A 23561-nucleotide genomic window follows, 5' to 3' on the forward strand; every position below is an offset into this window, starting at 1 on the left:
TCTCCAATATTGGAGAGCGCCACTATCCATCTAAGGAGACATCATGTCGAGAGTCAACCCGGGCCGCACCACGCACGAGCACGACGGCGAACTCGTCGTCTTCCTGATCGGCATGACCGTCAACCGCTGGTGGCGGCCCGACCAGTGGGGGCCGGTGTTCGCGGCGATGGGACCGATGCTCACCGAGTTGTTCCGTGATCCCGAGAGCGGGCTCGCGGGCATGAGGCTGACGCTCGGACGTGGCGGGCCGGTGCTCGTGCAGTACTGGACCTCGCTCGAGAAGCTCTACGCCTATGCCAGCTCGCCGCAGCAGGCGCACCGGCCGGCCTGGATGGCGTTCAACCGTCGGGCACGCACGGCCCCGGGGGCCGTCGGCATCTGGCACGAGACCTTCGTGGTCGAGCGCGCCGAGAGCATGTACGTCGGCATGGCGCCGTCGGGGCTGGCCCGGGCGACCAGGTCGGTGCCGGTCGGTCCGCGCAGCGACACCGCGCGGGCCCGGGCCGCGAGCGGCCGGACCCCCGGCACCGCGTCGGCCTGACGCCGCGTGCCGCCCCGCCGCGCCGCGTCCGTCACCGCACCGCGTGTCGTGCACCGCACCCGGTCGAGACGAGGTGCCGTGCACGGGACGCGGTGCGCTGTCGGCCGGTCGCGTCAAGCCCCCACGGGCCCCATTGCCCTCGAGTCGCCTGTGACCCTACGATGAGCCAGACGTGAGCCGCCCTCGTTCGGGGGTGGCTCCAGCTCTGTCGTGAGACAGCCGTGATTACAAGGGAGTAATCGTGTCCGCTGCCCCTGCCCGCTCTTCCTCGACCCCTCGGTCGCGAGCCCCGCGCCGTCCGCGTCGCGGTCTCGCGCTCGCCGCCGGGACCGCCGCCGCGGCGCTGCTGCTCAGCGGCCTGCCCGCGATCGCCGCGCAGGCCGCACCGGTCGACCTCGCCCGCTTCGGCACGGTGACCGCCTCGGCGAGCCAGGCCGACGGCGACGGCACGTTCCCGGCCGAGGCCCTGATCGACGGCGATCCGGCGACCCGCTGGGCGAGCGGCAACGGGCCCGACGAGGACGTCGAGTTCACCGCGTCGGTGATCGTCGACCTCGGCGGCACCGCCCGCGTCGACGCGATCGGCCTCGACTGGGAGGCCTCGTACGCGACCGACTACACGGTCGACGTCACGTCGGGCGACCCGACCCTGCCGGCGAGCTGGACCACCGCGCAGACCGTCGCGAGCGACGGCGGCCGCGACGACGTGACCCTGTCGACGCCCACCGAGGCCCGGTACGTGCGCGTCAGCATGCTGCACCGGTCGGCTGCGACCTGGGACCCGGCGCGCCCCCACTTCTACGGCTACTCGGCCTTCGGCCTGCAGGTCTTCGGTGAGGCCGAGACGCGCTCGGTCACCTTCGACCGGTCGACCGCGACCGTCGCGGCCGGCCAGACCCTGACCGCGGGCCTCAGCTTGACCGGTCCGAGCGACGAGCCGGTCACCGTCCGGGTGCGCTCCACCGGCGGCACGGCGGTGGCGGGCACCGACTACACGGCGCTCGACGAGACCGTCACGTTCGCGCCCGGCGAGACCAGCGCCTCCGTGGACCTCGTCACGACCTCGACGGGCGCCCTCACGCCCCGCAGGTCGATCGAGCTGACCGCGTCCGAGCCGAGCGACCCGACGGTCGTCGGCACGCGGGCCACGCTCACCGTGGCGCTCACCCCGACGGGCACCCTGCCGAACGTCGGCGCGACCACGGTGCTCGACGACTTCGAGGGCGGCGTGCCGAGCGGCTACTTCGGCTGGGGCCAGAGCCCTGCCGTCACCCCGACCCTCGAGACCGGGGAGGCGCAGCGCGAGGGAGCGACCGGCGTCCAGGCCCTGCGCGTCACCGTCGTCGGCCCGACCACCGCCGAGAGCTGGTTCGGCTTCTCGCACGACGTCCCCGCCACGGACTGGAGCGACCACGACGGCTTCTCGTTCTGGTTCAAGGGCGCCGCCTCGGGCCTGCCCCTGCGCTACGAGCTGAAGAACGGCGACGGCGCCCTCTTCGAGCAGACCGTCGTCGACGACAGCGCGGACTGGAAGCAGGTCAGCGTGCTGTTCGCCGACCTCCGTCAGAAGGGCCAGCCGTCCAGCGACCTGCGCTTCGACCCGTCGGCGTCGACCGGCTTCGCCGTGACCCTGACCGGCCTCGGCGCGGGCACCTGGCAGGTCGACGACGTCGCCCTCTTCGAGCGCGCGACGATGATCGAGGACTTCGAAGGCGACGTCCCGCTCGGCACGACGGCCGACCCGCTCGGCTTCTTCACCTGGGGTTCACCCGCGCCGCTCGAGCCCACCATCAGCCGCGACGTCACCGTGCAGGAGCGCGACGGCCGCGCCGACAACCACGTGCTGAGCGGCACCTCGTCGATCCCGGCCGGCGGCTACGGCGGCCTCAGCCACAACCTCGCCGACAGCCAGGACTGGTCGAGCTACCAGGGCCTGCGCTTCTGGTGGTACGCCTCGCAGGCGAACAACCCGGCCTCCCCGACGGCGGGCGCCGACATCAAGGTCGAGCTCAAGGACGGCGACCCGGCCGGCGGCGACAGCGCCGAGACCAGCGAGCTGTGGGCGACGACCTTCAAGGACAACTGGGGCAGCAGCACCAACCGCTGGAAGCTCGTCGAGCTGCCCTTCTCGGCGTTCACGCCGTCCGGCTACCAGCCGGGTGACGCCGCGACGACGAACGGCACCCTCGACCTGACGAGCGCGTTCGGCTACTCGTTCACCTTCACCCCGGGCACGCCCGCCCCGGTCGGCTACGCCCTCGACGACACGCAGCTCTACGGCACCCCGGCGAGCGCCGCGTCCGTCACGGTCGACCCGTCGCAGGACGTCTACCTGGTGGACGCCGGCGGCTCGGTCGAGATCCCGCTGACCGTGACGACGGCGGGCGACGAGCCGTTGGCGTCGGACGTGTCGGTCGACTGGTCGACCGCCGACGGCACGGCCGTCGAGGGCACCGACTACGACGCGGCCTCGGGCACCGTGACCTTCGCGGCGGGGACCGCCTCGGGGACGGCGCAACCCGTGACCGTGTCGACCCGCGCCTCCTCGGGGGCCGCCGAGTCGAAGGAGTTCGCGGTCACGCTGGCCTCGACCACGGCGAAGGTCGGTGACGGTCCGCGCGTCGTGATCGGCGCGCACGACCTGCCGTACCTCGACCCGTCGCTGCCGACGGCCGACCGCGTCGCCGACCTGCTCGGCCGCATGACGCTCGACGAGAAGGTGGGCCAGATGGCGCAGGCCGAGCGGCTCGGCCTGTCGTCGCCGCAGGACGTCAGCGGACGCGCGCTCGGCTCGCTGCTGAGCGGTGGCGGCTCGGTGCCCGAGGGCAACACCGCGGTGGCCTGGGCCGACATGGTCGACGCGTACCAGCGCGAGGCGCTGTCGACTCGCCTGCAGATCCCGATGGTCTACGGCGTGGACGCCGTCCACGGCCACAGCAACGTGGTGGGCGCGACGATCTTCCCGCACAACACCGGCCTCGGCGCGACCCGCGACCCGGCCCTCGTCGAGCGGATCGCCGAGGTCACGGCGACCGAGGTGCGCGCGACGGGCGTGCCGTGGACCTTCGCCCCCTGCCTCTGCGTGTCCCGCGACGAGCGGTGGGGCCGCAGCTACGAGTCGTTCGGCGAGGACCCCGACCTGGTTCGCACCTTCGCCGCCCCGTCGGTGATCGGCCTGCAGGGTGAGGACCCGACCGACATCGGCGGCGCCGACGAGGTGCTGGCCACGGCCAAGCACTGGGCCGGAGACGGCGGCACGAGCTACGACGAATCCGTGGCCGGCACGGGTGCGTACCCGATCGACCAGGGCGTCACGCACGCCGACTCGCTCGAGGACTTCACCCGGCTGCACGTCGACCCGTACCTGCCGGCACTCGAGGCGGGCGTGGGCACGATCATGCCGTCGTACTCGGCGGTCGACCTGGGCGACGGGCCCGTGCGCATGCACGAGAACGCGGCACTGAACGACGATCTGTTGAAGGGCGACCTGGGGTTCCAGGGCTTCCTGATCAGCGACTGGGAGGGCATCGACAAGCTGCCCGGCGGCAGCTACGCCGACAAGGCCGTGCGCTCGGTGAACGCCGGGCTCGACATGGCGATGGCGCCGTACAACTACGGCGCGTTCATCGACGCGATCGTGGCGGCCGTCCGCTCCGGTGACGTGGCCGAGTCGCGGGTCGACGACGCCGTGCGTCGCATCCTCACGCAGAAGTTCGACCTCAACCTGTTCGAGCAGCCGTTCGCCGACCGCACCAACGTCGACGGCGTCGGCTCGGCCGAGAACCGCGCCGTCGCCCGTCAGGCCGCCGGCGAGTCGCAGGTGCTGCTGAAGAACGCCGGAGGCGCGCTGCCGTTGGCCGCGGACGCCGACCTGTACGTGGCCGGCTCCAGCGCGGACGACCTCGGCCGCCAGATGGGCGGCTGGACGATCAGCTGGCAGGGCGGATCGGGCGACACGACGACGGGCACGAGCATCGCCGAGGGCATCCGTGAGGTCGCTCCCGGCGCTTCGGTCACCCTCAGCCCCGACGCCTCGGCACCGATCGGCGCCGGTCAGACCGGTGTCGTCGTGGTCGGCGAGCGTCCGTACGCCGAGGGTCAGGGCGACGTGCCGAACAACGGCTCGAGCCTGTCGCTGACGGCCTCCGACCAGGCGATCGTCGACACGGTCTGCGCCGCTGCCGCATCGTGCGTGGTGCTCGTGGTCTCGGGCCGACCGCAACTGCTCGGCGACGTCGTGAGCGTCGCGGACGCGGTCGTCGCGTCGTCGCTGCCGGGCTCCGAGGGCGCCGGCGTCGCCGACGTGCTGTTCGGCGATCGACCGTTCACCGGGCGCCTGCCCGTGACCTGGGCGGCCCGTGCCGACCAGGTGCCGATCAACGTGGGCGACGCCGACTACGAGCCGCTCTACCCGTACGGCTGGGGCCTGCGCACCGACGGTGCCCGCGAGCGTCTGGAGGCGCTGGTCGCCTCCCTGCCCGAGGGCGCCTCCCGAGCGGCGGTGCAGGCCGTGCTCGACGCCGACGTGTGGGACGGCGACGGTGCCGTGACGGACGCCGCCGCCGCGCTGCGCCTCCTGCTCGCCGCCGTCGCCCCGGTCGGCGGGACCGACCTCGGTGCGATGTCCACGGCGGACGCCCTCGTGTCGGTCGCCCGCGACCTCGCCCAGCAGGCGATGGTGGACGGCACGGCGGTCGACGGGTCGGCGGCCCTGACGGCCGACGCCGAGAACGCGCTGCAGCGCGGTCTGCCGGACGTGGCGCTGGCCGGGTTCGCGACGGTGCTCGGTATCGACCTGGACGTCGTCGAGCCGACGAAGGTCGTCGTGCCCGGCACGCTCGACCCCGCGACCGCCCGCCCGGGCGACACGGTGTCGATCACGGCGACCGGGTTCGTCGCCGGGGAGGACCTCGCGGGCACCGTGTTCTCGGAGCCGCAGTCGATCGGTGCCACGACGGCCACGGCGGCCGGGGTCGGCGTGCTGCGGTTCGTCGTGCCGGCCGACCTCGAACCCGGGACGCACGTCGTCGAGCTCGAGGGGACGGGACAGATCGCCCGGGCCACCCTGACGGTGCTCGCCGCGGCGGTGCCGGGCGACCCGGGGACGCCGGGTGGCGGGACGCCGGGCACGGGCACGCCGGGCACGCCGGGTGGCGGCGGGTCGGGCACGGGCTCGGGCTCGGGCTCGGGCGGCACCGTCGTGGCGTCGCCGGTCGGGCTCGCCTGGACCGGCTCGGGCGAGTGGATCGGCATCGCCCTCGCGGCGTTCCTGATCGTGGCGCTCGGGGTCGCCCTGCGGCTGCGTCGGCCTCGCGACCGCGGCTGACGGGCCCCGCCGCACCGCGCCTCCCCCACGAACCCCGTGTCGAACGACGCACCCCGCTTCCTCCGGGTGCATCGTTCGGAACGGGGTTCGTCGTCGCATCGGCGCTGCGTCACCTGAGCGCAGCCGCTGCTAGCGTCACGGGGTGCTCACCACCGACCGCCTGCTGCTGCGCCGCTGGCACGAGTCCGACCGTGCGCCGTTCACGGCCCTCAACGCCGACCCCGAGGTGATGAGGTACTTCCCCTCGACCCGCACCCGTGCCGAGAGCGACGCCCTGGTCGACCGGCTCGACGCCGCGATCGAGGCGGACGGCTTCGGGCTGTGGGCCGTCGAGCGTCGCGACTCGGGTGCGTTCGTCGGCTTCGTCGGGCTGTCCCGTCCCTCGTTCGACCCCGCGCTCGTGGGGCAGGTCGAGATCGGGTGGCGACTCGCCCGCGAGGCCTGGGGTCAGGGCGTCGCCACCGAGGCCGCCCGGGAGGTCGTCCGGTTCGCGTTCGACCCGGCCGGCGCCGACCTGCCCGCCCTGGTCAGCTTCACGACGGCGACCAACGAACCGTCCCGCCGCGTGATGCGCCGCCTCGGCATGACGCACGACCCCGCCGACGACTTCGAGCACCCCGCCCTCCCGCCGGGCCACGCTCTCCGACCGCACGTGCTGTACCGCCTGAGCCGCGCCTCCTGACCCGCGCCACCGGCGACGCCGCTCCGGGCGACGGACCGCCGAGGCAGGGGGCACGCGAGACGCGACCGGCCCCACCCTGTGGCCTACCCGGGCTCGACCCCGACCAGGCGGTCGTCCACGTCCGCCGCGGCGAGCACCGTGCCCACCTCCGCCAGCGGGATCGTCCCGCCCACGAGCGACCCCAGCGGCCACCGCCGCCACGCCTCGGTCGCCCACGCCACGGACGAGTCGAGCCGCTCCGGCTCCGCGTCGCGCACGCCGCCGACCGTGACGAGCCCCTCGACCAGCCGGGCACCGCTCACGCCGACCTCCCCGCCGCGCGCTGCCGCCCCCGCCAGCACCACGACTCCCCCGACGGCCACCCGCTCGACCAGGGCCGACGCCGCCGCGACCCCGTCGAAGGCGAGCCCCACCGTGCGGTGACGCCCCGACCGGTCGACCGACGCGAGCACGCGAGACAGGGCGTGCGGCCCGGTCTCCGCCCCGGGGTCGGCCACGGCGACGGCGCCGAACGCGCGCGACCGCTCGCGCCGCACCTCCTCGGGGTCGACGACCACGACGCGCGCCCCGGCGTCCGTGGCCATCGCCGTCGCGACCAGTCCGACGGCACCCGCCCCCGACACGACGACGACCTGGCCCGCGAGTGACGGCACCCCCGAGAGTCCGAGCACCGAGGAGGCGCGGTGCAGCACCTCCGCGGCCGTCGCGGTCACGCCCGCCACCGGGGCGAGCACGGCCGCGGGCACGTCGTCGGCGACGACCACCATGGTGGTCCCCCGGCGCAGGTGCACGTGGCTCGCGACCGTGCCGGACAACTGCCAGCTGCGCCGCGTGCGCTCCTCGCCGTACCGCTCCCCCGACACGCAGGCCGAGGTCAGACCCCGATGACACGGGACGCACCGACCGCACGCCACGGTGCCGGACCAGACGACGCGCATGCCGGGCCGCAGCCGTCGGCCGTCGTGGGCGCGGGCGTGCTCGTCGGCCTCGACGACCTGCCCGACCGCCGAGCCGCCCGGCACCACGGGCAGGCACGCCGCCCCCCGATCGCCGAGGGAGCGCACCACGTCGAGGCGGACGGCCGTGAGCTCGACGGCGACCAGGGCGTCCCCGCGCGCGAGGCGCACCCCCGGCACGGCGATCTCGCTGAAGCCGTGTCCGCTTCCGACCCCGGTGCCGAGCCAGACCTGTGCCGACGCCGGCGGGTCGAGGCACACGTCGTGGCCATCGAGCACGGGACGCATCGGGTCGACCCGCGGCCGCCCCGCCTGCGTCGCCCTCGACATCGTCCCCCACCCCTCGCACCCGGCCTCCCGCGCACGCCACGACCCTAGGCAGGGCGGGTGGCGGTCCGGCGAACGGCGGGCGTCCACCCGGTGAACGCGCCGCACCGTCGAGTGGACGGAAGATGCCGTCGCCCACCCCGTGACCAGCATCTCCTGCCCACTCGGGCCCCGGTCACGAGCACCGGCAGGAGCGACGGAGGCGCGGCCCGGGTCAGGCGACCGGCGTCAGCCCCAGCGCCCGGATCACGTCGTCGGCCTCGTCCTCGGGCGACCGGCCGGCGTCGACCACGACGTGCCGCTCGTCGGCCTCGGGCGGTTCGAGCGTCGCGACCTGCGAGTCGAGCAGGGCGGTCGGCATGAAGTGGCCCTCGCGGGCGGCCATGCGGTCGCCGAGCAGGTCGCGGCTGCCGCGCAGGTAGACGAAGACGACGTTGTGCTCGCGCAGCACGTCGCGGTACTTCCGTTTCAGTGCCGAGCAGGTGATCACGCCGGGCACACCCGCCAGGGCGTGTTCGACGATCCAGGACGAGACCGTGTCGAGCCAGGGTGCCCGGTCGTCGTCGTCGAGCGGGGTGCCGGCCGCCATCTTCTCGACGTTCTCGTCGGGATGCAGGTCGTCGCCCTCGTACGAGTCCCAGCCGAGCCGCTCGGCGAGCAGGGCCGCGACGGTCGACTTGCCCGAACCCGACACGCCCATGACGACGAGCACGGGGTCGGCGGCGTACGGACCGCCCGCCGGCACCGCGCCTCCCGCATCCGGCGCGGCAGCCGAGGAGGCGCGGTCCGCGTTCTCGAGGACGGTCATCAGATGAACACGCTCGCGAGCATGACCCCGGCGAGGGCCGTGAGGCTGAGGACGCACTCCATCAGGCTCCAGGTCCTGAAGTTCTGGCCGACCGTGGTGCCGAGGTACTCCTTGATCAGCCAGAAGCCGGCGTCGTTCACGTGCGACAGGAAGACCGAGCCCGCACCGATGGCGAGCACCAGCAACGACGCCTCGGGGGTCGACATGTCGGCGGCGAGCGGGGCCATGATGCCGGCGGCCGTGACCGTGGCGACGGTGGCCGACCCGGTGGCGACGCGGACGAGCGCCGCGACCACCCAGGCGACGAGCAGGACGCTCACGCCCGACTCCGACACCGCGTCACCGATCACGGTCCCGATGCCCGTGTCGATCAGGACCTGCTTGAACCCGCCACCGGCGCCGACGATGAGCAGGATGCCGGCGACGTCGGGCAGCGACGAACCGAGCGTCTTCGACACGGCGGCCTTGTCCATGCCCCCGGCGCGGGCGTAGAAGACCATCGCGTAGAGCACGGCGACGGTCAACGCGACCATCGGCGTCCCGAGGAACTCGAGCAGGTCGACCCAGGAGCCGGTCGCCGTGGGCAGCGCCGCCTCGCGGATCGAGCGCGCGAGCATGAGCACGACGGGCAACAGGATGCCGATCAGGGCGTTGACGAAGCTCGGGCGCCTGCGGGCCGAGCCCTCGCCGCCGTCCTCTTCCTTCGAGACGAAGAGGTCGGGGACCGGCACGGGCGCCCACTTGGCGGCGAGCGTCGAGAACAGCGGGCCGGCGACGATCACCGTGGGGATCGCGACGAGCACGCCGAGGCCGAGCGTCAGGCCGAGGTCGGCGCCCACGGTCGAGACGGCGAGCAGCGGGCCGGGGTGCGGGGGCACGAGGGCGTGCATCGCCGAGAGGCCGGCGAGCGCCGGGATCGCGATGCGCATGAGCGGCAGGCCCGACCGGCGGGCGACGAGCACGATCACGGGGATCAGCAGCACGAGGCCGACCTCGAAGAACATCGGCAGGCCGATCAGCGCGCCGATCAGGGCCATCACCCAGGGCAGCGCCTTCTGCGACGAGCGCGAGATGAGGGTGTCGACGATGCGGTCCGCTCCGCCCGAGTCGCTGAGCAGCTTGCCGAACATCGCGCCGAGCCCGATCAGGATGCCGACGCTCGTCATGGTCGATCCGAAGCCCGTGCCGAAGCTCGTGACGGCGTCGCCCGGGGCGAGGCCGGCGCCGATGCCGACCCCGACGGCGCCGAGCAGCAGCGCCAGGAAGGGGTGGACCTTGAGCCAGGTGATGAGGCCGACGATCACGACGATGCCCACGAGGGCCGCGATGATCAACTGCGCGTCGGTGCCCGAGGGCGTGGGGGCGGCCGTGGCCGCTGCGAGGAGGTGCATTCCGTCGCGTCCTTCCGAGGACGCTTCACTGCGACCTCTTCGTCGTGGGCCGGAGCCCGGGGGGTTGTCGTCCGTCGGCGCCGGACGGATGTCTGGCAGTCTTGTCCCACGAACGAATCTGATTAGTGTGAATAATCAGACTTATGGAGTGTGCCACAGTCGGCACCACCCCGCCACCCGCCTGCCCACCCCCCTCGATCAAGGAGTCGTCGATGACCCCCGGCCTCGCAGCATCACGAGAACGCGGCCTGCACGCCCGGGTGGTCGACGTCCTCGGAAGCGAGATCGTCGACGGTCGACTGGCCGTGGGCTCCATCCTGAACCTCGACGACCTGGCCGTCCGCTTCACGGTGTCCCGGTCGGTGCTGCGCGAGGCCCTGCGCGTGCTGCAGTCGCTCGGCATGGTCGAGCCGCGTCAGCGCATCGGCACGCAGGTGCTCCCCCGCACCTCGTGGGATCTCATGAACCCGCAGATCATCCTCTGGCGCGGTCGCAGTCCCGAGTACTTCGTCCAGATGCGCGAACTGCTCGAGCTGCGGCTCGGGCTCGAGCCGGTCGCGGCCCGACTGAGCGCGCTCGCCTTCACCCCCGATCAGGCCTCCGCCGTCGAGGACGCCGCCCGCACCATGGTCGCCGCCGCCGCGTCCGGTGACGGCCGCGCCTACCTCGAGGCCGACGTCGCGTTCCACACCGCCGTGCTGCGGGGCTCGGGCAACGACGTCATCGGCCACTTCGCGTCCACCGTCGAGGCCCTGCTGCGCACCCGGACCGAAGAACGCCGCTTCACCATCACCGAGTACACGCCCGCGGCGGCCGGACTGCACCTCGACCTCGCCCTCGCGATCCGGGCCGGCGACGCCGACGAGGCCTTCTCCCGCTCGTGGCGGCTGATCGACACGACCGTCGACGAGTTCGTGGCCGAGTCGGGCGGCTCCCCCGCCGCCTGATCGGCCCCGACCGCCTGCCCGCCCGGCCGTGGCCGTTGCTCGGCCACAGCCTCCCGCCCGGTCCCGGCCGTGCGGTCGGCGCGTACGGCCGACCCACCGAGGAGGCGCGGTGGACGCACAGGCGCCCGTCACGTCCTGTTCACGCACCGGTCGCCCCCGGGGTGGAGCATCGACGCATGATCTCGCTCAGCGCCCTCGTCAAGCCGAAGGACGGAATCCACTCGGTCCGCCTGCTCGAGAAGAGCCTCCGCGACCACTACGAGAACGTCCCCGTCACGGACCACCAGTACCTCGTGCGCTTCGCCGACGGTCCCGCCCTGGTGACCGACGAGCTCGCGGGTCTGCGGGTCGACGTCGTGGTCTCGGACGAGCGGGCCGCGTCGCACTTCCGCGAGGCGTTGGCGGGCGAGATCGCGACCCGCGTCCTCGGGCGCACCGTCGACGTCGTGTGGTCGCGCTCGGCGAGCGTCCCCGCGCCGCTGCGCTGAGGCACGGCGGAGCCGAGGGGGTCAGTCGCCCTCGGCGTCGGCGGCCGCGATCAGCTTCGTCATCGTGCGGTGCAGCACGACGAGCTCGTCGGGCGTCACCCCGAGCCGCGCCATCATGCGGGCGGGGATGCTCTCGGCCTCACGCCTCGACGCGGCACCGGCCGGGGTCAGCTCGATCGACAGCGCGCGCTCATCGTCGGCCCGGCGCGCTCGGGTGAGCATGCCCTGGGCCTCGAGCCGCTTGAGCAGCGGACTGAGCGTGCCCGGGTCGAGCCGCAGCAGACGACTGAGCTCACGACCCGACAGCGGTGCGTGCTGCCAGAGGGCCAGCATGACGAGGTACTGCGGGTGCGTCAGCCCGAGCGGCTCGAGCACCGGACGGTAGGCCGCCACGACGCCCCGCGAGGCGACCGAGAGCGCGAAGCAGATCTGGCTCTCGAGTTCGAGCGGATCGGCGCCGGCGGCGCTCATGCCCGCGGCGCCGGGCAGTGCACCATGGTGCGGACGCCCGTGCGGTCGACGACGTGCTCGTCCATCGGGGCGCCGCAGAGCGGGCAGGTGCCACCGTGCTGGGGGGCCACCGCCGGCGCCTCGTTCTTCAATCCCAGCTGCGCGCCGCCGATGTAGGGACGCAGTCGGGCGTTCATGCGCTCGACCAGGTCGCCGAACCTGCTGCCGTGGTCGTGGTGCCGCTCGGGTCTCGTCATGATGGTTAGTCTACCAACGATTGGTGCCCCAACGACAGGGCCACGGCGGACGGAGACGCGACCGCGCCCGCCCCGACGAACGGGGCGGGCGCGGAACGGCGGAACCGAGGAGGCGCGGGTGGCGTCGCTCAGGCGACCTTGCGACCCTGCGCCAGCGTCTGGTGCGCCCGGGCGGCGAGTTCACCACGGACCAGCACCTCGTACCGGCCGGCCTCCATGGTGCGGACCGACGAGAAGTCGCGACGACCACGCAGCATCTTGTGGCCGACGAAGCCCCACAGCGCTCCCCACAGCGCACCGAGGCCGACGGCGACGAGCAGCACGCCGATCCAGGCACCCGACGGGGCGAAGATGCCGAAGAGCAAGCCGAGCAGCAGGCCGAACCACGCTCCGCCACCGGCACCGCGTCCCGCGGCCTTGCCCGAGGTCAACCGACCCGACACGTTCTCGACGGTCCGGATGTCATGCCCGACGATCGACACGCTCTCGACGGGGAAGCCCTCGTCCGACAAGAGGTCGACGGCCGACTGGGCGTCCTCGTACTTCGTGAACGACGCGAGCACCTGGGGGTAGCCCGCACCCGCGAAGGCGCCGATGCCGCCGGGGCCCGGGGTGCCCGTCGTCGGCGTGGCCTGCGGCCCGGTCTGGCCGTAGCCGGGCTGGCCGTACGGCGCGCCCGACTGGTCGCCCTGACCCGGCACCGTGCCCGACGGGCCCGGGGCCTGCCCGGCCTGCTGACCCTGGTCGCCTGCCGGCTGCTGTCCGGCGGACTGCGGTGCGTACTCGCCGTACGCGGGGCGGGGGCGGTCGTCGGGGGTGGGCGTGGTGTCCTGCTCGTTGCTCATGCTCCCGTTCTATCGCGCCCGCGTCGACGCGGAGGGAATGCACAGACGGCCCACAGCATTCCTTGGCGCGCTCCCAGTCCCACCGGCCGCGCCACGGCCCCTCCCACACTCCGATGTCGGCGGGTGGGGCAGGATCGACGGATGACCACCACCCACGTCCTCGTGCTCGACTTCGACGGGACCGTCTGCCTGGGCGACGGCGCCGTCCTGACCTACGCGCGCCTCCTGGACGAGGCCCTCGCGGCGACCGACGAGCGGCACCCACCCCGGCTGGTCGAAGCGGCGCTGGCCCGGTTCGTCGGCAGCCCGCTCGCCGACGAACCCGCCGGGGTGGAGGCCGCCCTGGCCGAGGCCGACGGATCGCCCGACGGGTACGTCGTCGCCGAGCGGGTCTCGCGCGCCCTCGGCGTCGCCGACGCGGCCCGCTCGGCCGCGTACGCCGGGGCCCGGGCGGCCCTCGCGGACGGCCGCCTCGAGATCGAGGCGCCGGACGGACTCGCCGAACTGCTCGACTCGCTGCCCGACGGCGTGCACGTCGTGCTCGTGACGAACTCCCCCGAGCACGGCGTCGTCCAGCCCCTCGAACGACTGGGCCTCGCCGACCGCGTCGACGAGATCGTCACCGACGCGCGCAAACCGTCCGGGCTGCCCGCCGTTCTCGACCGGCTCCGCGCCGACGCGGGTCTCGCCGGCCGCCCCGACCGTCTGCTCAGCGTGGGCGACATCTGGCCGAACGACCTCGAACCGGCCGCCGCCCAGGGTTCGCCGACCGCGTTGGTCGAGCGGTTCCCCTCCGCGGACGCCCGGCCGACGCATCGCGCGGGGACGCTGCCCGAGCTGTACCCGGCGATCCGCGCCTGGGCGGGACGCGCCTCCTGAGCGGAGCCGCGCCTCCCCCGACCAGCCGGGCGTCCTGAGCGCCCTGCGCCTCCGGGACACGACCCCCGAGGAGGCGCACCACCCGTCGCGAGATCGGCGTCGGCGGCGTCCGGGCCGGCGTCAGACCGTCGCCGGCACCACCGCGAAGCGGGCACCCGGGTGGTCGGCCGAGAGGTGTGCGCCGGGACGGCCGAGCATCTGCTCCCGCAGCGTGCCCGTGGCCGGCTCGGCCGGCATCCGGCCACGGCGACGCAGTTCGGGCACGACGAGGTCGGCGAAGTCGGCCAGGTCGGCCGTGCCGAAGATCGGCTCGATCAGGAAACCGTCGAGGTCGGTCTCGTCGACGAGCCGCTCGAGCTCGTCCGCGACCTCCACGGGGTCGCCGACCAGCTGGAGCCCCCGGGTGCCCTTGCCTCGCAGGTCGTCGAGGATCTCGCGCACGGTCGGGGCCGGCGAACCGTCCTTCGGCAGGAACCGGTCGATGTTGCTCTGACCCATCTGCCCGACGGGGCCTCCGTCGTCCTGCAGCTGCGTCAGGTCGCGGGACGGGTCGAGCGAGAGCAGGTCGATGCCCGTGTTGCCCGCGTAGAGGACGGCGACGACCTCGTCGGTCTGGAGGTCGTCGAACTCCTTCCGCAGCGCGACGGCCTCGTCGTGGGTCGGGGCCACCGTGACGGTCAGCCCGACCATGATCTTGACCGACTCGGGGTCGCGGCCGAGGGCGGCCGCCTTCGCGCGGATGTCGGCGACGTTCGCGGCCGTCTTCGGCACCGTCGTGCCCTGCACGAAGACGCACTCGGCGTTGCGCGCGGCGTAGGCGCGCCCCCGGTCGGACGTGCCGGCCTGGAACAGGACGGGGGTCCGCTGCGGCGACGGGGCGACCGTGAAGTAGCCGGACGACCGGAAGTGCTCGCCGGCGAACTCGACCCGGTGGATGCGGTCTCGGTCGGCGAGGACGCCCGCCTCGGCGTCACCGCGGAACGCGCCGTCCTCCCAGCAGCCCTCCCAGAGCGTCATCGCGAGGTCGACGTACTCGTCGGCCTGGTCGTAGCGGGCGTCGTGACCGCGCATCTGGTCGTGGCCGAACAGCTCGGCGACGGTGTTCTGCGAGGCGCCCGTGACGATGTTCCAGCCGATGCGGCCGCCCGTCAGGTGGTCGAGCGTGGCGAAGCGGCGGGCCGACTGCACGGGGTGGTCGAGGCCGGTCGACGAGGTGACGACGAAGCCGAGGCGTTCGGTCTCGCGGGCCAGGGTCGGGATCAGCAGGGCCGGGTCCATGCCGGGGAAGTTGATGCCGCCGCGCGCCGCGGTCTCGGGCAGGTCGCCGTCGACCGACGGGTAGCCGAACCCGTCGGCGAAGAACAGGAAGTCGAAGCCGGCCGCGTCGAGCAGCTTCGCCATGCCGATCCACAGGTCGAGCCCGTGGTAGCCGAGCGAGTCGCTGCGCGGGTGGGACCAGCTGAGGGTGCCGCCGACCTGGGGGCCGGCGACTTCGAACACACCGAGACGGATCTGCTTCATGCCGTCAGTGAACCGGATGGTTCACCCAGAGTCCAGCCCCGAAACAAGGTCTTAACACGGGGCTCCCCTCAGGCGGGGACGGCGGCGGCGCGGACGCGGGCGACGAGCGCCGCGGTCGCGTCGACGGCCGCGCGGTCGACGGCCGCGCTCGCCCCGGCGCTGAGCAGCGTCGCCTGGAGACCGCGCCAGAGCGCGACCGTCTCGTGCGCGAGCGACTCGGCCCGCGCCTCCTCGACGCCCTCGGCGCGGTACGCGGCCGCCACCTGACCCACCCACTCGGAGCCGATGTCGCCGAGCAGCGAGGCGTAGCGCTCGCGATCGAAGCTCGCGAGGCCGAACACCTCGAAGAACAGGCGGTTGAAGGGCTGGTTGACGGGATCGGACACCGTCCGCCAGACGGCGAGGAGGCGCTGGTCGAGCGGCAGGTCCGGCCCGGCCAGGTGGTCCACGACCCCGACGATGCCCGGGAACCGCCGTTCGGCCCCGTGCAGCGCCGTGACGACCAGTTCTTCGCGGCTGCCGAAGTAGTACAGCAGCATGCGGTTGTTCGAGCCGACCGCCGTCGCGAGGGCGCGCAGGGTGAGCTGGCCGACGCCGTTCTCGAGCACGTGGTCGACGACGCGCTCGAGCAGTTCGGCCCTCTTGTCGGACGACTCACGCGTGGCCATGACCCCGAAACTAACGTCTCGCGAGGTCGGCGACGACGGCAACACGACCGAAACGACGATGAAACAGTCCGGGTCTAGCTTTTCGACACCTCACCCGAACGAACCTCAGGAGTTCCCCCATGAGCCCTCTCTCCGTTCCTCCCGCGTTCCGCTCCACCTCCCTCGACCGCCGCGGGTTCCTGCGCCTGGGCGGGTCGGCCGCCCTCGTCGTCGGCACGACCGCCCTGCTCGCCGCCTGCACCGACTCGTCGGCCGGGACGGGCGCGGCGACCGGCGGGGCCGCGTCCGGCGGGTCGTTCGGCACCATCGCCGTCCAGCTCTCGTGGATCAAGAACATCGAGTTCGCGGGCGAGTACTTCGCCACGGAGAAGGGCTACTACACCGACGCCGGCTTCAGCGAGGTCACGCTGCTCGCGGGCGGCGGGCAGACCGGAGCCGAGGAGGCGCTGCTCGCCGGGCAGGCCAAGGTCGGGTTGTCGTCGGCCTCGCTCACCGGCCCCTCGGTCGCTCAGGGCGCCGCCCTCAAGATCATCGGCACGACGTTCCAGAAGAACCCGTTCTGCCTGCTCTCGCTCGAGGAGGGAGAGCCGATCCGCACCCTGGCCGACCTCAAGGGCAAGAAGATCGGCGTGCAGTCCGGCGGCAACCAGACGATCTTCGAGGGCTTCCTCAAGGCCAACGACATGACGCTGGACGACGTCGAGCTCGTCGCCACGCAGTACGACATCGCCCCGCTCGAGACGAACGCCTACGACGCGCACATGTCGTACATCACGAACGAGCCGATCCTCGCCGAGATGGACGGCTTCACCCCGGTCGTGCTCGGCTTCGCCGACAACGGACTTCCCTTCGTCGCCGAGACCTTCACCGTCACGCAGGACACCATCGACAACGAGCGCGACATGCTCAAGGCCTTCCTGGTCGCCGAGATCAAGGGCTGGACCGACGCGGTGAAGGACCCGGAGCAGAGCGCGAAGTACGCCGCCGAGAAGTACGGCAAGGACCAGGACCTCGACGTCGAGGAGCAGACGGCCGAGGCCGAGGCGCAGAACACGCTGATCCTCACCGAGGACGTCAACGCCAACGGCCTGTTCACGATGACCGACGAGCTGGTCGCCGAGAACATCGCCTCGCTCAAGGCCATGGGCACCGACGTGTCGGCCGACGACCTCTTCGACCTCAGCATCATCAAGGAGGTCTACGAGGAGAACCCCGACCTCGTCACGACCTTCGAGATCCCCACGGCATGACCATGACGGACGGCACCACGACCGCGCGCACCACGCTGCCGCTCACGACGGCCACGGGCGACCCCGCCGGCCGACCCGAACTCGCCACGGGCATCAACATCCAGGGGCTGACCAAGTCGTTCCAGCTCGGCCGGAAGAGCGTGCAGGCCCTGACGCAGATCGACCTGGGCACGAAGAAGGACTCGTTCCTCAGCCTGCTCGGCCCCTCGGGCTGCGGCAAGTCGACCATCCTGCGCATCCTGGCCGGGCTCGAGACGCCCACCTCGGGCAGCGTCGTGATCAACGGCAAGACCGCGGCCGAGGTGCAGCGCGGGCACGAGACGGGCATCGCGTTCCAGGACTCGGCCCTGCTGCCCTGGCGCAGCGTGGAGAACAACATCCGGTTGCCGCTCGAAGTCGCCGGGCTGACTCCCCCGGCCGGCCTGATCGACGACCTGATCGACCTCGTCGGCCTGAAGGGCTTCGAGAAGGCCAAGCCGGCGCAGCTGTCGGGCGGCATGCGCCAGCGCGTCTCGATCGCCCGCTGCCTCGCCGTGCAGCCGACCATCATGCTGCTCGACGAGCCCTTCGGCGCGCTCGACGACATGACGCGGCAGCGCATGAACGTGGAGCTGCTGCGCATCTGGGGCGAGAAGCCCGCCACGACGCTCATGGTGACGCACGGCATCGCCGAGGCCGTGTTCCTGTCCGACGTCGTCGCCGTGATGAGCGCCCGGCCCGGCCGCATCGCCGAGGTGGTCGAGATCGACCTGCCCCGACCGCGCCTGCCCGAGCTGACCCGCACGCCGGAGTTCCACGCGTACGTCGACCGCATCTCCGAGATCCTGTTCGGCTCGCACGGGGCGGCCGCCGATGACTGATCTGCACACCTCGCCCCGCGAGACGGCCGAGCGCGAGGTCGAGGCGGAGCTGGGCCAGAGCGTGGCGCTCCAGGCCGAGACCGTCCGGGGTCGCGAGCGACGGTCGGTGCTCGGCTCGATGGCCGCTGCCCCGCCGTGGGTCGGCGCCCTCGTCGGCATCGTGCTCATCGTCGCGATCTGGCAGGTCGTGGCCGTCACGCTCTTCTCGGTGACGGGCTCGGTGCCCCCACCCGGCCAGGTGCTCGTCCAGCTCGTCACCGACCTCAGCGACCTCGTCTACTGGCGTGCCATCGGCGCGACCGCCGGCAGCGCGGCGTGGGGCTTCCTCTGGGGCAACCTCATCGCGTTCGCGCTGGCCTTCGCCGTGCTGCTCGTGCCGTGGTTCGAGGGCCTCTCGACCCAGCTCGCGGTGGTCTGCTCGTGCATCCCGCTGACGGCGATCGCGCCGATCGTCACGCTCATGTCGCCCGCCGGCGGCCGGACGACGTCGATCTTCCTGGCCGCGCTCAGCGTGATCTTCACCACCGTCATCGGCACCCTGCTCGGCCTGCGGGCCGCGAGCGAGACCCAGCTCGACGTGATCACGGCCTACGGCGGCTCGCGCTGGACGCAGCTGGTCAAGGTCCGTCTGATCGCCGCCCTCCCCAGCATCCTCGCGGCGCTGAAGCTGGCGGCCCCCGCGGCGTTCCTCGGGGCGGTGCTCGGCGAGTACTTCCTCATCGGCGTCGACCAGGGCCTCGGCATCCTGCTGCTCGCAGCGCAGGCCACGGCGGCGTCGGTCAAGCTCTGGGCGCTGGCCCTGATCTCGGGCGGCATCGCCGGGATCGCCTACTTCGTCATCGGGCGGATCAGCCGACTGGTCACGCCCTGGTCGGCGGGCGACAGCCGCGCCGGAGAGGGGTTCTGATGGCCACGACCCTGCCCACTGGCACCGGCACCCGCGTCACCGCCCCCGCGGTCTCGACCAGCGCCTCCTCGACCGCCCGGTTCGTCCTGCGGCGCATCGGCCGCACCGTGCTGACGATCGCGATCTCGGCGATCATCCTCGGCATCCTGTGGAACCTCGCCATCGTCGTGCTGCAGGCCAACGCGTTCATCGCGAAGACCCCGGCCGACGTGTTCCGCTGGTTCTTCGTCGACTCCGAACTCAGTCGGACCACGGCCGCCGAGAACCGCGTGCACATCGCCGGCCTGCTCGGCGTGACCCTGTGGCACGCCGCGATCGGCTTCGTCTTCGGCGTCGGCGGGTCCCTCGTCGTGGCGATCGTGTTCACCCTGATCCGCCCGGTCGAGTTCATGTTCATGCCGATCGCCATGCTGCTGCGCACCGTCCCGCTGCTCGCGATGGCGCCCGTGATCTACCTCGTGCTGGGCAACGGCATCGTCACCGCCGGCTTCATCGGCGGGGTGGTCGTGTTCTTCCCGCTGCTGGTGAACCTGACCCTCGGCTTCCGCTCGGTCAGCGCCCAGTCGGTCGACCTCATCCGGGTCTACGGCGGGAGCCGGTGGACGATCATGCGCAAGGTCGCGTTCCCCACCGCCCTGCCGTACTTCTTCGCCTCGATGCGCATCGCCGTGCCGGGAGGCATCACCGGCGCGATGCTCTACGAGTGGCTGTTCACCTACGAGGGCCTCGGCGCCGCCATCACGGCCGCCAAGTCGCAGTCGCAGTACGGCGAGATCTGGGCGATCGTCGTGCTGATCACCCTCGTCTCGATCGTGCTCTACACGGTCACGACGTTCGTCGAGACGGCGGTGCTCGCGAAGTGGGGCCCCAACGCCGGCAAGGCGACCGCCTCGTGACGCGCCGCGTGCTGGTCGACACCGACACCGGCATCGACGACGCCCTCGCGCTGCTCTGGCTCGCCGCACAACCCGACGTCGAGATCGTCGGCATCACCGCCGTCTACGGCAACTGCGCCGTCGACGACGCCCTGCGGAACGTCGGACACGTGCTGCGGCTCGTCGGGCTCGAGGACGTCCCGGTCGCCCGGGGCGCGGAGGGCCCCCTCGAGGCGGAGGCGCACATCGCGCACTACGTCCACGGTCACGACGGTCTCGGTGACGTCGTCGCCGACCGGCCGCTCCCGCGCGTGCTGCTCGACACCCCGGCGGCCGGACGCCTCGTCGAGGTCGCCCGGGAGTCCCCGGGCGAGATCGACCTGCTCACCCTCGGGCCGCTGACCAACGTGGCCCTGGCGCTGAGGGCCGAGCCGCGCCTCCTGACCCTCTTCCGGTCGGTGACGATCATGGGCGGCAGCGGGCCGTTCCCTCCCCTCGGCCGCACGGACATGGTCGACGCGAACGTGCAGAACGACGGCGTGGCCGCGCGGGAGGTCTTCGCCGCCCCGGCGACCTCGCGCCTCATGGTCGGCGTGAACGCGACGTCGCAGGTGATCACCGACGAGTCGCACGTCGCGGCGCTCCGGGACTCGGGCACGCCGACCGGCACGTTCGCCGCCGACGTCCTGGCGACCTACCTGGACTTCTACCGGAACGCCTGGGGCCGCCGCGTCAGCCCCGTGCACGACGGACTCGCCGCCGCGCTGATGGTCCACCCCGAGTGGATCGCCGACAGCGTCACCGGCCCCGTCGGCATCACGAACGACGGCTTCGCGACCCGCGGCCGGGTGCTGCGCACGGCCGACGGCGCCGAGGTCGACTGGCACCCGGACGGCCCCGTGCCGACCGGTGACCCGTCGACCCCCACGACGGCGGTCACCGCCGTCCACACCGACCTCTTCCTCCCGTCGTTCGTCGACGCCCTGATCCACGGAGCCCGCTCGTGACCACCACCTCCCCCGCCGACGCGACCCGCGCCTCCTCGGCTGCCACCCCCTCACCCGCCGGCGCCGTCGTGCGCGACCTGCGCGCCCTGCCCAAGGGCCACCTTCACCTGCACATGGAGGCGGCGATCCGCTCCAACTCGCTGGCCGACATGGCGGCGGCGTCGGGCGTCGTCGTGCCGATGCCGACCAGCTTCGGCGACTTCAGCGAGTTCAGTGCGACGTACCAGGGCATGCTCGTGGTCCTGGCCGAGAGCGAGAATCTCTTCCGCCTGATCGACGAGGCGGTCGAGGACTGCGCCGTCGAGGGCGTCGCCTACGTCGAGTTCGGGGCGAGCCCGCAGTTCTACGTCGCCACCTTCGGGTCCCTCGACGCCTCGCTGCGGGCGATGCTCGCGGCATGCGCCGAGAGCGGCGAGCGGTGGGGCGTCGAGGTCGGCCTGATGATCACGGTCGACCGCACCGAGAGCGTCGAGGCCGCGAACGAGCTGGCCCACCTGGCCGCCGCCTACGCCGACCGCGGCGTCGTCTCGCTCGGCCTCGCCAACGACGAGCGCGGCAACCCGGCGGCGCGCTACGAGGAGGCGTTCCGCATCGCCAAGCACGCGGGCCTGCTCTCGACGCCGCACGCCGGCGAGCTCGCCGGCCCGGACCAGATCGAGGAGGCGCTGGACGTCCTCGGTGCCGACCGCGTGCTGCACGGCGTGACGGCCGTACAGAGCGAACCGCTGATGGCCCGACTGGCCGCCGAGGGCGTCTGCCTCGACGTGTGCCTCACCTCGAACGTGTTGCTCTCGGTGATCCCCACCATCGAGGACCACCCGCTGAAGCGCCTCGTCGAGGCCGGCGTGCGGTGCTCGATCAACGCCGACGACCCCATCCTGTTCGGGCCGGGCGTGTTGGCCGAGTACGAGCTGGCCCGGACCACCCTCGGTCTGTCCGACGAGCAGCTCGCCGCATGCGCCCTGAGCTCGATCGAGTGCTCGGGGGCGAGCGACGGACTCAAGGAGCAGGCGGCCGGCGAGATCGCGGCGTGGCTGGCGGCGTGACCCCGCCCATCCGCCGTTTGGTCGTCGAGGGCGCCCACGTCGCGACGGTCGACGCCCACGACACCGAGCACGCCGGCGGGCACGTCGTCGTCGACGGATCGCGCATCGTCGCCGTCGGGCCGGGACCCGCCCCCGCGTGGTGCACCGCCGGGCTGACCCCGCCCGGCCCGGCGGCCGGGTCGGCTCCCGGGCCGGGCGGGCCTGCTTCTGAGCCAGCCGGGCCGAATGCCGCACCGATCGCGGTCGAGCGCGTCGACGGCCGGGGCCACCTGCTGACCCCCGGCCTGGTCAACACGCACCACCACCTCTACCAGTGGCTGACCCGCGGCATCGCGCAGGACTCGATCCTGTTCGACTGGCTCGTCGCGCTCTACCCGACCTGGGCGCGCATCGACGAGCCGCTCGTCGAGGCCGGGGCCGCCGCCGCGATCGCCGTGCTCGCCCGGTCGGGGTGCACGACCGTCGGCGACCACCACTACGTCTTCCCGGCCGGTGCCGGCGACCTGGTGGGCGGCATCGTCCGGGCCGCCGCGACCGTCGGCGTCCGTCTGCACGCCACGCGCGGCTCGATGGACCTCGGTCGGTCGCGGGGCGGCCTGCCCCCGGACTTCGCCGTCGAGACCACGGACGCCGCGCTGCGCGCCAGCCAGGAGGCGGTGGCGCGGTTCCACGACCCGTCCGGCGACGCGCGGGTCCAGATCGCGATCGCGCCCTGCTCGCCGTTCTCGGTGACGCCCGACCTGCTGCGCGAGGCCGCCGTCCTCGGGCGGCAGCTCGGAGTCCGGCTGCACACCCACGGCTCCGAGACCGTCGAGGAGGACGCGTTCTGCCTCGAGCGGTTCGGCCGCACGCCGACCCAGTACCTGGAGGACCTCGGCTGGCTCGGCGACGACGTCTGGATGGCCCACTGCGTCCACCTCGACGACCACGCGATCGGACGGTTCGCCGCGACGGGGACCGGTGTGGCGCACTGCCCGTCGTCGAACGGTCGTCTCGCCGCGGGCATCGCCCCGATCGCGTCGTTGCTGCGCGCGGGGGCGCCCGTCGGGCTCGGGGTCGACGGTGCCGCGTCGAACGAGTCCGGCCAGCTCGGCACCGAGATCCGGCAGGCGGTGCTCTTCGGGCGCCTGCGCTCCGGGGCGGACGCGTTCTCGGTCCGGCAGGGCCTGCGCCTGGCGACGATCGGCGGTGCCCGCGTGCTCGGACGCGACGCGGACCTCGGCTCGATCGAGGTCGGGAAGCTCGCCGACCTCGCCCTCTGGCGCGTCGACGGGGTCGAGTTCGCGGGCATCGCCGACCCGGTGGCCGCCCTGGGGCTCGCCTCGATACCGCCGCTGGCCCGGCTCTGGGTCGGCGGCGACGCGGTCGTGGCGGACGGCGAGCTCGTCCACGCGGACCAGGGTCTGCTCGCCGAGGGCGCGGCCCGGGCGTCGGCGGAGCTGCGCGCCCGAGTCTGACGCGACCCGCGCCTCCTGCGCCTCCTGCGCCTTCTGCGCCTCATGCGCCTCTTGCGCCCGTCGGCGTGAGGGC

Annotated in this window: 21 protein-coding genes; 13 read left to right on the forward strand and 8 right to left on the reverse strand. The window is 73.1% G+C overall.

The annotated features are described in order from the left end of the window. Positions 1-43 precede the first annotated feature (43 nt). From ASL10_RS12120 to ASL10_RS12130, 3 genes are all read left to right on the forward strand, one after another. Positions 44-541 carry a DUF4188 domain-containing protein gene (locus ASL10_RS12120; RefSeq protein ID WP_056048252.1) on the forward strand — a complete coding sequence of 166 codons (498 nt, stop codon included), beginning with the start codon at positions 44-46 and terminating at the stop codon, positions 539-541. 241 nt (positions 542-782) lie between these two features. Beyond that, positions 783-5867 carry a glycoside hydrolase family 3 N-terminal domain-containing protein gene (locus ASL10_RS12125; protein ID WP_056048255.1) on the forward strand — a complete coding sequence of 1695 codons (5085 nt, stop codon included), beginning with the start codon at positions 783-785 and terminating at the stop codon, positions 5865-5867. Positions 5868-6009: 142 nt separating this feature from the next. Beyond that, positions 6010-6549 carry a GNAT family N-acetyltransferase gene (locus tag ASL10_RS12130; RefSeq protein WP_056048258.1) on the forward strand — a complete coding sequence of 180 codons (540 nt, stop codon included), beginning with the start codon at positions 6010-6012 and terminating at the stop codon, positions 6547-6549. A gap of 83 nt (positions 6550-6632) precedes the next feature. Here ASL10_RS12130 and ASL10_RS12135 read toward each other — a convergent pair whose 3' ends face one another. From ASL10_RS12135 to ASL10_RS12145, 3 genes are all read right to left on the reverse strand, one after another. After that, complete coding sequence (locus tag ASL10_RS12135) at positions 6633-7835, reverse strand: alcohol dehydrogenase catalytic domain-containing protein (protein WP_235452805.1); 1203 nt, start codon at positions 7833-7835, stop codon at positions 6633-6635. A 211-nt stretch (positions 7836-8046) separates the two neighbouring features. Beyond that, complete coding sequence (locus ASL10_RS12140) at positions 8047-8640, reverse strand: gluconokinase (RefSeq protein ID WP_082452443.1); 594 nt, start codon at positions 8638-8640, stop codon at positions 8047-8049. Next, on the reverse strand, positions 8640-10031 hold the full coding sequence (locus ASL10_RS12145) for a GntP family permease (RefSeq protein WP_056048264.1): 1392 nt from the start codon (positions 10029-10031) through the stop codon (positions 8640-8642). The genes ASL10_RS12140 and ASL10_RS12145 overlap by 1 nt, the downstream gene beginning before the upstream one ends. 212 nt (positions 10032-10243) lie before the next feature. Between ASL10_RS12145 and ASL10_RS12150 the strand changes: the two genes are divergently transcribed. Further along, on the forward strand, positions 10244-10978 hold the full coding sequence (locus ASL10_RS12150; protein ID WP_162234613.1) for a FadR/GntR family transcriptional regulator: 735 nt from the start codon (positions 10244-10246) through the stop codon (positions 10976-10978). A 176-nt stretch (positions 10979-11154) separates the two neighbouring features. Next, complete coding sequence (locus ASL10_RS16385) at positions 11155-11466, forward strand: hypothetical protein (protein ID WP_056048270.1); 312 nt, start codon at positions 11155-11157, stop codon at positions 11464-11466. 21 nt (positions 11467-11487) lie between these two features. Here ASL10_RS16385 and ASL10_RS16390 read toward each other — a convergent pair whose 3' ends face one another. The 3 genes from ASL10_RS16390 to ASL10_RS12170 form a co-directional block, all read right to left on the reverse strand. After that, on the reverse strand, positions 11488-11937 hold the full coding sequence (locus ASL10_RS16390; RefSeq protein WP_056048272.1) for a MarR family winged helix-turn-helix transcriptional regulator: 450 nt from the start codon (positions 11935-11937) through the stop codon (positions 11488-11490). Continuing rightward, positions 11934-12173 carry a hypothetical protein gene (locus tag ASL10_RS12165; protein ID WP_056048275.1) on the reverse strand — a complete coding sequence of 80 codons (240 nt, stop codon included), beginning with the start codon at positions 12171-12173 and terminating at the stop codon, positions 11934-11936. Before ASL10_RS12165 ends, ASL10_RS16390 begins: the two co-directional genes overlap by 4 nt. 128 nt (positions 12174-12301) lie before the next feature. Beyond that, positions 12302-13018, reverse strand: coding sequence for a general stress protein (locus ASL10_RS12170; RefSeq protein WP_235452808.1), 717 nt, complete (start codon positions 13016-13018; stop codon positions 12302-12304). Between the two features lie 141 nt (positions 13019-13159). Here ASL10_RS12170 and ASL10_RS16245 point away from each other — a divergent pair, with 141 nt between their 5' ends. Then, positions 13160-13897 (forward strand): HAD family hydrolase, encoded by a 738-nt coding sequence (locus ASL10_RS16245; RefSeq protein ID WP_056048278.1) that lies wholly within the window; start codon positions 13160-13162, stop codon positions 13895-13897. A 120-nt stretch (positions 13898-14017) separates the two neighbouring features. On the opposite strand, the gene ASL10_RS12180 is transcribed toward ASL10_RS16245, so the two are convergent. Both ASL10_RS12180 and ASL10_RS12185 read right to left on the reverse strand, forming a co-directional pair. After that, positions 14018-15418 (reverse strand): NtaA/DmoA family FMN-dependent monooxygenase, encoded by a 1401-nt coding sequence (locus tag ASL10_RS12180; RefSeq protein ID WP_056048281.1) that lies wholly within the window; start codon positions 15416-15418, stop codon positions 14018-14020. Between the two features lie 68 nt (positions 15419-15486). Further along, entirely contained in the window at positions 15487-16086 is a 600-nt protein-coding gene (locus ASL10_RS12185; RefSeq protein ID WP_056048284.1) for a TetR/AcrR family transcriptional regulator, read from the reverse strand. A gap of 119 nt (positions 16087-16205) precedes the next feature. Between ASL10_RS12185 and ASL10_RS12190 the strand changes: the two genes are divergently transcribed. The 7 genes from ASL10_RS12190 to ASL10_RS12220 are packed head-to-tail and all read left to right on the forward strand — an operon-like array spanning position 16206 to position 23488. Further along, entirely contained in the window at positions 16206-17336 is a 1131-nt protein-coding gene (locus tag ASL10_RS12190; RefSeq protein WP_056048287.1) for an ABC transporter substrate-binding protein, read from the forward strand. Then, positions 17333-18196, forward strand: a complete 864-nt coding sequence (locus ASL10_RS12195) for an ABC transporter ATP-binding protein (RefSeq protein WP_082460547.1) — start codon at positions 17333-17335, stop codon at positions 18194-18196. The genes ASL10_RS12190 and ASL10_RS12195 overlap by 4 nt, the downstream gene beginning before the upstream one ends. Further along, entirely contained in the window at positions 18189-19103 is a 915-nt protein-coding gene (locus ASL10_RS12200; protein ID WP_056048290.1) for an ABC transporter permease, read from the forward strand. The genes ASL10_RS12195 and ASL10_RS12200 overlap by 8 nt, the downstream gene beginning before the upstream one ends. Continuing rightward, entirely contained in the window at positions 19103-19999 is an 897-nt protein-coding gene (locus tag ASL10_RS12205; RefSeq protein ID WP_056048293.1) for an ABC transporter permease, read from the forward strand. The genes ASL10_RS12200 and ASL10_RS12205 overlap by 1 nt, the downstream gene beginning before the upstream one ends. Further along, a complete protein-coding gene (locus tag ASL10_RS12210; RefSeq protein ID WP_159826898.1) occupies positions 19996-20985 on the forward strand; it encodes a nucleoside hydrolase in 990 nt (329 codons plus the stop codon). Before ASL10_RS12205 ends, ASL10_RS12210 begins: the two co-directional genes overlap by 4 nt. Continuing rightward, positions 20982-22031: an adenosine deaminase gene (gene add, locus ASL10_RS12215; RefSeq protein ID WP_200922608.1), complete on the forward strand. Its 1050-nt coding sequence runs from the start codon at positions 20982-20984 to the stop codon at positions 22029-22031. The genes ASL10_RS12210 and add overlap by 4 nt, the downstream gene beginning before the upstream one ends. Then, positions 22028-23488 (forward strand): 8-oxoguanine deaminase, encoded by a 1461-nt coding sequence (locus ASL10_RS12220; protein WP_056049108.1) that lies wholly within the window; start codon positions 22028-22030, stop codon positions 23486-23488. Before add ends, ASL10_RS12220 begins: the two co-directional genes overlap by 4 nt. Positions 23489-23561 lie beyond the last annotated feature (73 nt).

This window comes from Frigoribacterium sp. Leaf8 (genome assembly GCF_001421165.1).
In the GTDB taxonomy this organism is placed as follows: Bacteria; Actinomycetota; Actinomycetes; order Actinomycetales; family Microbacteriaceae; genus Frigoribacterium.